The sequence below is a fragment of the Propionibacterium acidifaciens genome, from assembly GCF_003798325.1.
GTDB classification, from domain to species: domain Bacteria; phylum Actinomycetota; class Actinomycetes; order Propionibacteriales; family Propionibacteriaceae; genus Propionibacterium; species Propionibacterium acidifaciens.
Map to the genome: position 1 here is coordinate 2506227 of NZ_CP033719.1, position 12883 is coordinate 2519109.

General features: G+C 71.6%; 12 protein-coding genes. 10 read left to right on the top strand and 2 right to left on the bottom strand.

What is annotated here, in order from left to right:
* Positions 1-3: 3 nt before the first annotated feature.
* The 4 genes from EGX94_RS10700 to EGX94_RS10715 all read left to right on the top strand — a co-directional run bounded on the left by EGX94_RS10700 (position 4) and on the right by EGX94_RS10715 (position 3400).
* The gene (locus EGX94_RS10700; protein WP_021798798.1) at positions 4-867 is read left to right on the top strand and encodes a bifunctional methylenetetrahydrofolate dehydrogenase/methenyltetrahydrofolate cyclohydrolase; all 864 of its coding nucleotides are present in this window, start codon (positions 4-6) and stop codon (positions 865-867) included.
* Positions 864-1208, top strand: coding sequence for a DUF3017 domain-containing protein (locus tag EGX94_RS13935; RefSeq protein ID WP_226906024.1), 345 nt, complete (start codon positions 864-866; stop codon positions 1206-1208). Before EGX94_RS10700 ends, EGX94_RS13935 begins: the two co-directional genes overlap by 4 nt.
* A 339-nt stretch (positions 1209-1547) precedes the next feature.
* The gene (locus EGX94_RS10710; protein ID WP_021798801.1) at positions 1548-2441 is read left to right on the top strand and encodes an LPXTG cell wall anchor domain-containing protein; all 894 of its coding nucleotides are present in this window, start codon (positions 1548-1550) and stop codon (positions 2439-2441) included.
* A gap of 26 nt (positions 2442-2467) precedes the next feature.
* Positions 2468-3400 carry an LCP family protein gene (locus EGX94_RS10715; RefSeq protein ID WP_021798793.1) on the top strand — a complete coding sequence of 311 codons (933 nt, stop codon included), beginning with the start codon at positions 2468-2470 and terminating at the stop codon, positions 3398-3400.
* 179 nt (positions 3401-3579) lie between these two features.
* Here the strand turns inward: EGX94_RS10715 and EGX94_RS10720 are convergent, their stop codons facing one another.
* Positions 3580-4566 carry a malate dehydrogenase gene (locus tag EGX94_RS10720; RefSeq protein WP_028706443.1) on the bottom strand — a complete coding sequence of 329 codons (987 nt, stop codon included), beginning with the start codon at positions 4564-4566 and terminating at the stop codon, positions 3580-3582.
* Positions 4567-4720: 154 nt separating this feature from the next.
* Between EGX94_RS10720 and EGX94_RS10725 the strand changes: the two genes are divergently transcribed.
* The 6 genes from EGX94_RS10725 (at position 4721) to EGX94_RS10750 (ending at position 10951) form a co-directional block, all read left to right on the top strand.
* Positions 4721-5935 carry an NADP-dependent isocitrate dehydrogenase gene (locus tag EGX94_RS10725; protein WP_021798800.1) on the top strand — a complete coding sequence of 405 codons (1215 nt, stop codon included), beginning with the start codon at positions 4721-4723 and terminating at the stop codon, positions 5933-5935.
* Positions 5936-6043: 108 nt separating this feature from the next.
* Positions 6044-7537 (top strand): hemolysin family protein, encoded by a 1494-nt coding sequence (locus tag EGX94_RS10730; protein WP_123826287.1) that lies wholly within the window; start codon positions 6044-6046, stop codon positions 7535-7537.
* Positions 7534-8832 (top strand): phosphotransferase, encoded by a 1299-nt coding sequence (locus EGX94_RS10735; protein WP_123826289.1) that lies wholly within the window; start codon positions 7534-7536, stop codon positions 8830-8832. Before EGX94_RS10730 ends, EGX94_RS10735 begins: the two co-directional genes overlap by 4 nt.
* A 129-nt stretch (positions 8833-8961) precedes the next feature.
* Positions 8962-9381 (top strand): GntR family transcriptional regulator, encoded by a 420-nt coding sequence (locus EGX94_RS10740; protein WP_021798051.1) that lies wholly within the window; start codon positions 8962-8964, stop codon positions 9379-9381.
* Positions 9382-9476: 95 nt separating this feature from the next.
* Positions 9477-10451 (top strand): ABC transporter ATP-binding protein, encoded by a 975-nt coding sequence (locus EGX94_RS10745; RefSeq protein ID WP_021798048.1) that lies wholly within the window; start codon positions 9477-9479, stop codon positions 10449-10451.
* The gene (locus tag EGX94_RS10750; protein WP_123826291.1) at positions 10337-10951 is read left to right on the top strand and encodes a hypothetical protein; all 615 of its coding nucleotides are present in this window, start codon (positions 10337-10339) and stop codon (positions 10949-10951) included. The genes EGX94_RS10745 and EGX94_RS10750 overlap by 115 nt, the downstream gene beginning before the upstream one ends.
* Before the next feature lie 298 nt (positions 10952-11249).
* Here EGX94_RS10750 and putP read toward each other — a convergent pair whose 3' ends face one another.
* Positions 11250-12734, bottom strand: coding sequence for a sodium/proline symporter PutP (gene putP, locus EGX94_RS10755; RefSeq protein WP_021798047.1), 1485 nt, complete (start codon positions 12732-12734; stop codon positions 11250-11252).
* Positions 12735-12883 lie beyond the last annotated feature (149 nt).

Sequence of the window (12883 nt, forward strand, 5' to 3'; positions counted from 1 at the left end):
CGCATGACAGCAATCCGGATGGACGGCAAGGCCGTCGCGGCCCAGATCAAGGCCGAGCTCAAGGACCGCGTCGCCGCCCTGCACGCCCAGGGCGCGGCCGTGGGCCTGGGCACCGTCCTGGTCGGTGACGACCCCGCGAGCCAGATCTACGTCAACGGCAAGCATCGCGACTGCGAGCAGGTGGGCATCGAGTCGTTCCGCGTCGACCTCGCCGCCGACGCCACCCCCGAGCAGGTCGAGCGCTCCATCCGGGTGCTCAACGACTCGGCCCTGTGCACCGGCTACATCGTCCAGCTGCCGCTGCCGCAGCACATCGACCTCACCTGGGTGCTCGAGCTCATCGACCCCGACAAGGACGCCGACGGCCTGACCGCCGACAGCCTCGGCAAGCTCGTCCTCGGCCAGCAGGGGCCGCTGCCGTGCACACCGCGCGGCATCGTCGAACTCCTGCGCCGTTACGAGATCCCGCTCGACGGGGCGGACGTGTGCATCATCGGCCGCGGCACGACGGTCGGCCGTCCGCTGGGCCTGCTGCTGACCACCCGCGAGAACAATGCGACGGTCACCCTGTGCCACACCGGGACGAAGGACCTCGCCGAGCACACCCGACGGGCCGACATCGTCGTGGGCGCCGCGGGGCATCCCGGCCTCGTCACCGCCGACATGATCAGGCCCGGGGCCGTCGTCGTCGACGTGGGCATCACCCGTGTGAACGGCACGCCGGTCGGCGACTTCGCGCCCGAGGTCTGGGACGTCGCCGGTTACGCCACGCCCAATCCCGGCGGCGTCGGCCCGATGACCCGGGCCATGCTGTTGGCCAATGTGGTCGACCGGGCCGAGAGGCTCGCCGGTTCCCGACAGCCGTGAGCCCTGTCGACACGGGCCCCGCCCCGTCCGGGCCCTCCCGGCCCGCCGAGCCGGCCGCACCGCCCGAGGACCCGGCTGTGGGCGCGCGCCGGTTCCAGGCGCCCTCCTGCGCCGTGCTGCTCCTGTTCGCCGCGGGGATGGCCATCGCCGGGACGGGGCACTGGCGCCGCGGCGCCTTCGTCATGGGGGCCGCGGCTCTCGCCGGCGGCGTCATCCGCTGGGTGCTGCCCCAGCAGTGGGCGGGCATGCTCGCCGTGCGCCGCCGCTGGTTCGACGTGCTGCTCATGCTCGGCGCCGGCGCCGTCATCTGGCTCGTGGCACTCGTCGTCCCGCCCCAGTGAAGCGACCCCGAGGGGCCCCGGTGCTCCCTGGGGCCCCGCCGCAGGAGGGCGGGACGGCGTCCAGGGGGTCCGACGGGTGCTCGCCCGGACGATCCCCCGAGGCCCCGGAGGGCGTTCGACTGAGAGGGTTTCACTTCCTGCGAGATGATAAAGAATTAAATCATCTTCTTCGTTCCCATGCTCGCAAGGGGTTTCGTCTCGATGAATTCATTTTCAATGAAGTTCATTCTTCGAGATTCTTGAGGGTGTTCAGTGAATTGTCATACGGTGAGACCACTTCCGGGTGCGCCGATGCCGGTGCGCCCGGAGTCACCGGAACCACTAGGAGAACCCCTGACCATGTCGATTCTGAAGAAGCTCACGGTCGGTCTTTCGACCGCCGCCCTCGCCAGCACGGGCATCATCCTGAGCGCTGGCAGCGCCATGGCGAACCCCGCCGACGCGCTGACCCTCAACGCGTCCCCCCATGACCTCAGCGCCAACGCCACCTGCGCCGACGGCTGGGGCGGTGCCGTCGTCGTCGCTCTCAACGGGGTCGAGCAGGGCCAGGTCGAGGTGCCCAGTCACTCCGGCACCGCCCAGTCCGACACCGTGCAGATCGGCTACGTGGGCGCCGGCACCGTGACGGCCAGTCTGCACTGCAACACCTACGACGCGAACACGAAGATGTCCTCCGCCGCGGATGCGGTCTCCGCCACCGCCGAGGCGACCCAGGAGGGCGTCCTCGACATCACCCCCAGCAATTGGACCTCCGGTGACACCGTCAAGGTCACCGGCTCCGGTTTCGCCCCGGGCTCGACCGTGACGTTCAACCTGTACGACGCCGATGCCGACTACAACCGCGCCTCCGACGAGGTCCTGCACACCTGGACCGCCACCGCCGATGACAGCGGCAACGTCTCCCTCGACGTCGTCCTGCCCTACGACAAGACCGGCAACTTCCGCCTCGAGGCCGTCGGCACCGATGCCGCCGGCAACCAGCTCGTGGCCAGCGCCGGCTACTACTGGGACGCTCCCGAGAGCGCCGGCGACCAGAACCAGGAGGAGGCGACCGCCGGCCCGGCCGAGAGCAAGGAGGCCGCTCCCCAGCAGGGCACCCCGATGGACGGGACGTCCCGCCCCCAGGCCCTGCCGAAGACCGGTTCCGAGACCGCTGACCTGGCCGGCTCCGGCCTCGTCGGTGCGGTGATCGCGGCCGGTGCCGGCGCTGTGGCCCTGCGCCGCAAGCACTGACGCCCTCGCGCCTTCCTCCTCCTCACATGACGGCAGCACCCGGTGGCCCCATCCGGCGCCACCGGGTGCTGTCCTGTCTCATCGGGGTCCTCGTCCTCGCCGTGCTCGTGCCCGTCATCGTCCTCGGCGTGCTCGACCATCGTTCCGGCGACGTCGCCCTGCGCATGCCCACCGGTGACGGTCCGAGCACCTGGCTGATCCTCGGCCTCGACGACCGGACCCAGCAGGCCGAGGGCAACGACATCGGCGACCAGGACGGTCACCGCGACGCGGCGGCCAATGCCGACGTCATCCTCGTCGCCACGCGCACCGAGGACCAGTGGCACCTCACGAGCGTGCGCCGCGACGTGCACTACTCGATCGGCATGGGCCTGTCCGGCAGGCTCGGCCTGGCCTGGCGCGACGATCCCCAGACCCTCGTCGACCAGACCTGCCTCACGCTCAACATCCCGGCGGACCACGTCGTGGCGGTCACCCTGCGGGCCTTCGTCGACCTCGTGGACGCCCTCGGCGGCATCGACATCACCGTCCAGCACGACATGCGCGACGAGCGGGCCGCCCTCGACATCACGGCCGGTCCCCACCACGTCGACGGCCGCACCGCCCTCGCGTACGTGCGCAGCCGTCAGGGCCGGGTGCTCATCGACGGCGCCTGGGTGGACGATCCCGAGGGCCAGGACGGTCGCGCCCGCCGCGCCGGCGAGGTCTTCGGCGCCGTCGTCGCACGGCTCAGGTCCCGCCCCGGCGACTGGTTCGGCGCCGCCTGGCGGACCGCGCCCGACATCCGGCTCGACACGCGGACCCATCTGTGGGAGCTGACTCTCCTGGCCGGCGCGTCCGGCGCCGACGTGCAGGAGCTGCCCCTCACGCAGAGCCCCGACGGCTTCTACTCCGAGGTTGACGAGCGGACCCGCGCGTACACCGAGGGGATCGGGTACACGCGGACCTGCCGCCTGTGACGCGGCCGAGGGTCGTTCGTCGTCCTCCCCCTCGGGCGCCTCCGCCCTCCCTCCGGCCCGCCCACGGCCCTCGACGCCCCGACCGCACGCCCCCACCGCCCGTCGGGGCCCCTCGCCCGGGACGCGCAACGGCGGGCCGTCCACGAGGGACGACCCGCCGTTCCAGCGGTTGCTGTCGGTCAGATGAGGCCGAGCTCGCGCACGGCGCCCTGCTCGGTCTGCAGTTCGGCGACGGTCTCGGCGATCTTCTTCTTGCCGAAGTCGTTGATCTCCAGGCCCTGGACGATCTCGTACGTGCCGTTCCGCACGGTGACGGGGAACGACGAGATGAGGCCCTCGGGGACGCCGTAGGAGCCGTCGGAGACGACGGACATGGAGACCCAGTCGTCCTCGGGGGTGCCGAGCACCCAGTCGTGCATGGCCTCGACGGTCGCATTGGCGGCGGAGGCGGCCGAGGAGGCGCCACGGGCCTTGATCACGGCGCCGCCGCGCTTGGCGACGGTGGGGATATACTCGTTCTCGTACCAGGCCTGGTCGTTCACGAGGTCGTAGGCGCACGTGCCGCCGACCTTGGCGTTGAACAGATCGGGGTACTGGGTGTTGGAGTGGTTGCCCCAGATGGTCATGTTGGTGACCTCGCCCACGTTGACGCCGAGCTTCTTGGCGAGCTGCGTCTTGGCGCGGTTGTGGTCGAGGCGGGTCAGGGCGCTGAAGCGCTCGTTGGGGATGTCCGGGGCGTTGTCCATGGCGATCAGCGCGTTGGTGTTGGCCGGGTTGCCGGTGACGAGCACCTTCACGTCCGAGGCCGCGACCTTGTTGAGGGCTGCGCCCTGGGCGGTGAAGATCTTGCCGTTGGCGCTCAGCAGATCGCTGCGGTCCATGCCCTCCTTGCGGGGCATGGCGCCGACGAGCATGGCCAGGTCGACGCCGTCGAAGACCTTCTCGGGGTCGTCGCCGATCTCGACGCCCGCGAGGTTCGGGAACGCGCAGTCGTCCAGCTCCATGACCACGCCCTCCAGGCGCGGCAGGGCCGGGGTGATCTCGAGCAGGCGGAGCTCGACCGGCGTGTCGCCGAGGAGCGAACCGGAGGCGATGCGGAACAACAGGCTGTAGCAGATCTGACCGGCGGCACCGGTGACAGCCACCTTGACTGGTGTAGTGCTCAAGAGCTTCTCCTCATCCATTGAGTGGGTTGCCGCTGACATTACCGCGTGAGAGGCTCATCCTCGACGTCGGGGCGCCCGTTCCGGGCCGGGTGCGGGGAGCGGCCCCGTCCGATATCTTGACATCGAGAGTTCAGTCGAGGCGGAAGGTGCAGCAATGAGCAGGATCAAGGTCGTGGGCACGGTCGTGGAGCTCGACGGCGACGAGATGACCCGGGTCATCTGGCAGTTCATCAAGGACCGCCTCATCCTGCCGTACCTGGACGTCGACCTCGAGTACTACGACCTGGGCATCACGAACCGCGACGCCACCGACGACCAGGTCACCGTCGACGCCGCCCATGCGATCGAGCGGCACGGCGTCGGCGTCAAGTGCGCGACCATCACCCCCGACGAGGCCCGCGTCGCCGAGTTCGGCCTCAAGCGCATGTGGTCCTCGCCCAACGGCACGATCCGCAACATCCTGGGCGGCACGATCTTCCGCGAGCCCATCGTCATCTCGAACATCCCGCGCCTGGTGCCCGGCTGGACGAAGCCGATCGTCGTCGCCCGCCACGCCTTCGGCGACCAGTACAAGGCCACCGACTTCCGGGTGCCCGGCGCCGGCCGGCTCACCGTCGCCTTCACCCCCGCCGACGGCTCCGAGCCCATCGAGCACGTCGTGTACGACTACCCGGGCCCCGGCGTCGCCCAGGTGCAGTACAACCTCGACGAGTCCATCGAGGGCTTCGCCCGCGCCTGCTTCGCCTACGCCCTCCGGCGCGGTTACCCGGTGTACCTGTCGACGAAGAACACGATCCTCAAGGCCTACGACGGCCGGTTCAAGGACGTCTTCGCCCGCGTCTTCGACGAGGAGTACAGGGACCGCTTCGCCACCGCCGGCCTGGGCTACGAGCACCGCCTCATCGACGACATGGTCGCCAGCGCCCTCAAGTGGGAGGGCGGCTACGTGTGGGCCTGCAAGAACTACGACGGCGACGTCCAGTCCGACACCGTCGCCCAGGGCTTCGGCTCGCTCGGCCTCATGACCTCCGTCCTCATGACCCCGGACGGGCGCACCGTCGAGGCCGAGGCCGCCCACGGCACCGTCACCCGCCACTTCCGCGCCCACCAGCGCGGCGAGGCCACGAGCACGAACCCGATCGCCTCGATCTTCGCGTGGACCGGCGGCCTGAAGCACCGCGGCGAGCTCGACGGCACCCCCGAGGTCACCGGGTTCGCCCGGACCCTCGAACGGGTCTGCGTCGAGACCGTCGAGTCGGGCCGGATGACGAAGGACCTGGCGCTGCTCGTCGGCGGCGACCAGCCCTGGCTGACCACCGAGCAGTTCCTGGCGGCCCTGGACGAGGGCCTCGCGCGGGCGTTGGGATGAGCGGCGGGCGGACCGGACTCCGACTCGATATCCTGGCAGGCGTGAGACACGTGCACGTCCCCGACGCCCGCCCGGATGGGGTCGCGACCGGTGCGGGGGGCCGCTGACATGCCGCTGTGGGCCTCGCTCCTCCTCATCCTCCTGCTCTTCTTCATCGCGGGCGTCTTCTCCGCCGCCGAGATGGCCCTCGTCTCGCTGCGCGAGTCCCAGATCGCCGCGCTCGCCCGGCGGGGCAGCCGCGGTCGGGCGATCGAGCAGCTCACGAGCAACCCGAACCGCTTCCTGTCGGCCGTGCAGATCGGCGTGACGCTGGCGGGCTTCCTCTCCTCGGCCTTCGGCTCGGACTCGCTGGCCGGCCGGTGGGTCGCCCCGCTGCTCATGGGCCGGGGTCTGGGGGAGTCCCTCGCGAGGGTGCTGGCCGTCATCGTCGTCACGGCGGTCATCTCGTTCGGCTCGATCGTCATCAGCGAGCTGTTCAGCAAGCGTCTGGCCATGCAGCAGCCCGAGGCGATCGCCCTGGCCCTGGCCCCCGTCGTCAACTCCATCGCGCGCCTCTTCCGCCCGCTCATCTGGGCGCTCGGCTTCTGCACCAATCTGCTCGTGCGCCTGGTCGGCATGGACCCCGACGCGAACCGCGAGGCGGTCAGCGACGACGAGCTGCGCACCATGGTCACGAACGCCGACTCGCTGGGCGCCGACCAGAAGCACATCGTCGACGAGGTCTTCAGCGCCGGGGAGCGCTCGATGCGCGAGGTCATGGTGCCCCGCACGGAGGTGGAGTTCCTGCCCGGGGAGATGACCGTCGACGAGGCCATCGCCCACGTCCAGAGCTCCCCGCACAGCCGCTACCCGGTCATCGACGGCTCGCCCGACAAGGTGCTCGGCTTCCTCCATGTGCGCGACCTCATGGGCCGGGCCGCGGGCGCCGGCACCCGGCTGCGCCGTCTCGTCCGCCCCGTGCTGCGCCTGCCCGAGACGGTGCGCGTGCCGAGGGCCCTGTCCGACATGCGACGCGCCCATTCGCACCTGGCCGTCGTCCTCGACGAGTACGGCGGCACCGCCGGGATCGTCACGCTCGAGGATCTCGTCGAGGAGCTCATCGGCGACATCACCGACGAGTACGACGTCGTCGACCCCGAGACCCGTCGTCACCGCCTCCAGCGCGACATCGACGGGCTGACCACCCTCGAGGACTTCGCCGATCTCACCGGCCACGCGCTGCCCGAGGGCCCCTACGACACCCTGGCGGGCTTCTTCATGGCCCGGTACGGGGCCATCCCGCGGGTCGGCGAGTCGATCACCGTCGCACTCGCCCCCCTCGATCCCGGGGCCGACGAGAGCGAGGACGAGGTCCCGCCGGAGGACCCCTTCCTCATCGGCGTCACCCAGATGGACGGGCGCCGCATCGCCTGGCTCAGCGTCCAGGCCCTCGACGCGGGGGCCCCCGGCGCCGGGCGGCCCGCGGGGTCCGAGGCCGGGCAGCAGGGCGAGCGCCCCGTCGACTCCAACGCCGCCGTCATGGCCGCCGACAGCCAGGCGCGCACGAACCTCGCCGCCGGGCTCCAGCGCGCCGACGAGCGGACCCCGGGCGTGCTGCCGTGATCCTCGGCGGACTCGGCCCGGGTCCCGGCGCGTCCGCGCCGTCGGCCCGCGCCCCGCGCGACGGTCCGGCCCGGTCCTCGCGCGAGGACGCCCGGCTGGCGGCCGAACTCACCGGGCCCGGGGCCGTCGAGCTCGTCGCAGCGGTGCTCGCCGTGCGGGGCCACGAGATGGCCGGCGCCCGGCTCGACCACGTCGACCACGAGCCGGGCCGCGCGCTCACCGTCACGTATCAGGCCCGGACCTCCGGAGCAGCGGGACGCACCGAGCTCGTCGGTCTCACTGCCCGCCCCGGGGGTCCCACCGCGGAGGACGTCGGAGCGCAGATCTTCGAGAGGGGAGGGCGGCGCGTCGCCGCCTGGCTGTACCCGGACGACCCCGATCTGCCCGGTCTGGCGCGCATCACCCGGACCGGCCCGGCCGTCGGCCTGTTGGCGCGCCGCGGCCTCGTCCCCGGCGAGCCCGACCCGGCCCGGCTGACCATCCGCGTCGTGAGTTACCGGCCCCGGCGCCGGGCCGTCGTGCGTGTCGACGTGCTCGGCGGGCCGAGCCTCTACGTCAAGGCACAGGGCTCCGAGCAGCTGGCCCGGACCGTCTCGAGGCTGGAGATCCTCGCCCGCGCAGGGCTGCCCGTGCCGCGCATCCTGGGCGTCACCGCCGACCACCTGCTCATCACCGGGGCCCTGCCCGGCAGGCCCATGGCGGGCCTGCTCTTCGAGTCCGTGCCGCAGGTGGCCGGTGAGCGGATGGTCGAGCTGCTCGACGCCCTGCCCGGGGAGCTCGCGGCCCTGCCGCGCCGCGCCGCCTGGGCCGATGCCGCCATCCACTACGCCGGCATCGTCGCGAACCAGCTGCCCGGCGAGGGGAACCGGCTCGACGCGATGGTCGAGGCCATCTGCGCCGGCACCGCTGGCGCCGCGCCGGGCTCCGAGCCGACGCACGGCGACTTCCACGAGGGGCAGATCCACCTCGACGACGGACGGATCGTCGGACTGCTCGACGTCGACGCCTGCGGGCCGGGGCGCAGGGTCGACGACCTGGCCTGCCTCGTCGCGCACCTGTCGACCGTCCAGCGCATGGACCCGGTGCAGACCGCCCGGGTCGGGGTGCTGCGCAACGGTCTCGTCGAGGTCTTCGACCGCCGCGTCGACCCGGTCCAGTTGCGGCTGCGGGCGGCCGGGGTCGCCATCTCGCTGGCCACCGGCCCCTACCGCGGGCAGGAGGTCGACTGGCAGGGCCAGACTCGGTACATCCTCGACGCCGCTCAGGGACTCATCCACGCCGCAGGGGCCCTCTGAGCGGGACCTTCCCCGCCCTCCGGGCCCGAGCCCGGCGATGATGCCGTCCGCCTCGCTGTGTTACTGTATTAACACAGCGAGGCGGACGGGGCGTCCGTCCTCCTCCCGGTCGAGAGCAGGAGGGGACGAGTGACGGTGGATGACACCCGGCCGATCTGGGTCCAGCTCGTCGAGGAGTTCCGGCGGTGCATCGTCACCGGCCGGTGGCCCTCGGGATCGCGCGTGCCCAGCGTCCGCGAGCTCGCCCAGCGGGCCGGGGTCAACCCGAACACCGTGCAGCGCGCCCTCGCCGAACTCGACCGCAGCGGGCTGACCGCGACGGAGCGCACCTCGGGGCGCTTCGTCGCCGCCGATGACGCGGTGATCGACACGATCCGCCGGGAGCTCGCCGCGGGGGCCGCCAGGGTCTACCGCGACGACGCGAGGGCCGTCGGCCTCGACCTCGGTCGGGCCGTCGACCTGCTCACCGAGTGCTGGCACGGCGCCGGGGCCGCCGCGGCCGACCGACCCCACGACGACCACGACCAGGACGATTCCCATGAGCACTGACACGACACCACGGCCGCAGGCCGTCCCCCCCGTCCCCCGACGGCTCCGCGCCGCTGGTCCGCATCGCCGGCCTGACCAAGCGATACCGCCGCATCGTGGCGCTGGACGACCTCGACCTCGACCTGCCCGCGGGGCGCATCGTCGGCCTCATGGGGGCCAACGGCTGCGGCAAGACCACCCTCCTCAAGGTCCTGGCCGGCCTGCTCGCCGACTGGACCGGTGAGGTCGCCATCGCGGGCATGGTGCCCGGACCGGGCACGAAGGCGATCATCTCCTACCTCGGCGACGCGGACTTCCTCGACCCCGCGCTGCGGGTCGGGCAGGCCATCGAGCTCTACGCCCGCTTCTTCCCCGACTTCGACACCGACCGGGCCCGCGAGGCGGTGCGCTTCTTCGGGCTGCCCGTCGACCGCCCGCTCAAGGAGATGTCGCGGGGCATGGGCGAGAAGCTCCAGATCGCCCTCGTCATGAGCCGCCGGGCGCGCGTCTACCTGCTCGACGAGCCCATCTCGGGCGTCGACCCTGCGGCGCGCGAGGTCATCCTCGACGGCATCCTGCGCGACTTCGAGCCCGACGCCCTCATGCTCATCTCCACCCATCTCATCGCCGACGTCGAACCGATCGTCGACTCGGTCGTCCTCATGCGCGACGGCCGCGTCCTCCTCGCCGACGACGCGGACGACCTGCGCGAGCGCCGCGGCATGAGCCTGGACGCCATCTTCCGGAAGGAGTACCGCTGGTGTACGCAACCCTCGTCGGTCAGGAGTTCCGCTCCCACGGACGCGCCTGCGCCGTCATCACGGGTCTCGACCTGCTCACCGGGCTCCTCCTCACGGGGCTGGGGATGCTGCCCGTGCCGGTCCTCGGCGAACTGTGCGCCAGGCTCGGGCTGCTCGTGCTCGGCGCGCTGCCCGTCATCGTCCTCGTCTACCTGGCCGTCGTCTACTGGCAGACGATGTACGGCCAGCGCGGCTACTTCACCTTCTCGTTGCCGGTGCGCGGGCGGGTCGTCTTCTGGGCCAAGGTCACCCACGGCTCGTGCTGGCTGCTCATGTCCTCGGCGGTCATGATCATCGCGCTGGCGCTGCACGTCTGGCTGCTGTCGATCCCCGAGGGCAAGCGGCTCGGCGACCTCGTCGACGTCCTCCGCGGGTACTACGACGCGATCGACGCCCGGTTCCTGTGGGCGATGGTCGCCCTCGCGCTCGTGTCGGCGCTGTGCATCGTCATCGAGTGCGCCGGGGTCATGAGCGTCGGGGCCCGCTCGCGCTGGGCCCACCTGGGCATCGGCGCCCCGATCATCGGCCTCGTGCTCCTCGAGGTGGTGAGCCAGGCGCTGTCCCTCGTGCTCATGCTCGTCGTCCCCGTCGGCCTGCGCCTGGACGGCCCGGAGGGCGGTGGCATGCGGCTCGTCGTCGGCGACATGGCGACACCCCTGCTCGACGCGATCCGCGGCGGCACCGATCCGACGACCGTGGGGCTCGGCTCCGCCCTCCTGGGGCCGCTGCTGGCGACCGTGCTGGCCATCTGGGCGGTGAACTCGATCGAGCACCACACCTCGCTGCGCTGAGCGGATCCCGGCGGTGCGCGGCCCGGAGATCGTCCGGTCGCTGTCGGTCAGCAGGTCCCTGGCGCTCGGCGGGGATCGTCGCGGAACGGAAGGCGACGGCGCCGTCCACCTCGACGACGATGCGGATGACGAGGCCTTCGTCGACTTCTCCCGGCCCTCGATGGACAGGCGTGCGTCGATCCTGCCCGCGGGCGCCGAGCCGATGCTCGTCGTGCTCTCCTCGTCCCGGGGCGTCAGACTCGGGGGAGGCGCTGCTGCTGTCCTCGGCGGCCGGGCGCGCGGGCCGTTCGCCGGGGGCTCAGCCCCTCGTCAGCTCGACGGCCCGGGAGAACTCCGCGTCGATCGCGGGGTTCGGCCGGTGGGTGAGGAGCGAGACGACGATCGCGACGACGAGGTTCGCGACGAAGCCGGGCAGCAGCTCGTACAGGGTGAAGACGCCGCCGAGGGTGTCGCCCAGGTGGTCCCAGAGGAACACGAGCGCCGCGCCGACGATCATGCCGGAGGCCGCGCCCGCCGTCGTGAGCCGGCGCCACCACAGGGCCAGCAGGGTGGTCGGTCCGAAGCCGGCGCCGAAACCGGCCCAGGCGAAGGCCACGAGACCGAGGATCGTGTCGCTGCGGCCGACCGCCAGGGCCATGGCGACGACGGCCACGGCGAGCACGCCGATGCGGCCGGCCCAGACGCCCTTGGCGGGGGTGAGGGGCCTGCGCGTGACGCCGCGGTAGAGGTCCTCGACGAGGGCCGACGAGGTGACGATGAGCTGGCTGGAGATCGTCGACATGATGGCGGCCAGGATGGCGGCCAGGAGGAAGCCGGCGATGAGCGGGTGGAAGAGTAGCTGGGCCAGCGTGATGAAGACCGTCTCGGGATTGGCCAGACGGGCCGCGTCGTGCTGGTAGACGGCCACGCCGACCAGGGCCGTCGCGACTGCCCCCAGGTACGACAGGACCATCCAGTCGATGCCGATGCGGCGGGCCCGTCGGGCCTCGGTGGGCGAGCTCAGCGCCATGAGGCGCACGAGGATGTGCGGCTGGCCGAAGTAGCCCAGGCCCCAGGCGAGGGCGGAGACGACGCCGATGAGGGTGCCGCCGTGGACGAGCGAGGTGAGGTCGGGGTCGACGCCGCGGATCGCGGCCAGCGCCTCGCCCGGGCCCCCCAGGCGGATGATGCCGACGATCGGCAGGACGACGAGGGCGAGGACCATCATGAGACCCTGGATGACATCGGTCCACGAGACGGCGAGGAAGCCGCCGACGAGCGTGTAGAGCACGGTGACGCCGGCCACCAGGAGCATGCCCCACAGATAGGGCAGGTGGAAGCTCGACTCGAAGAAGGTGCCGCCGGAGACCATGCCGGAGGAGATGTAGAAGGTGAAGTAGACGAGGATGATGAGGCCCGTGATGATGCGCAGGATGCCGCGCTCGTCGTGGAGGCGGTTGCCGTAGAAGCTGGGGATCGTGATCGCGTTGCGCGCCGTCTCGGTGTAGCTGCGCAGCCGCGGGGCGACGATCCGCCAGTTGAACCAGGCGCCGATCGTGAGGCCGATGCCGATCCACGCCTCGACGAGGCCCGACGCGTAGACGGCGCCGGGCAGGCCCATGAGCAGCCAGCCGCTCGAGTCGGCGGCCCCGGCGCTGAGCGCCGAGACGAGCGGGGGCAGTCGTCGCCCGCCGAGCATGTAGTCGTCGAGGTCGACGGTCTGGTGGTTGCCCCAGAAGCCGATGGCGACCATGGCCCCCAGGTAGACGATCATCGCCACGACCTGCCATGCGAAGGTGCTCATGCCGGTGCGCTCCGTTCCGCCGGTCGTTCTCAACGGGTGGGGGTTAAGCAAAACTGAATACCTGCTTAAGCCCAGGACAGAGTAGCGCATCGCGGGGGTGGGTGGCATCGCGGTCCGCCCGTCGATTGGCCGCTCGTGCTGTGGAGGAT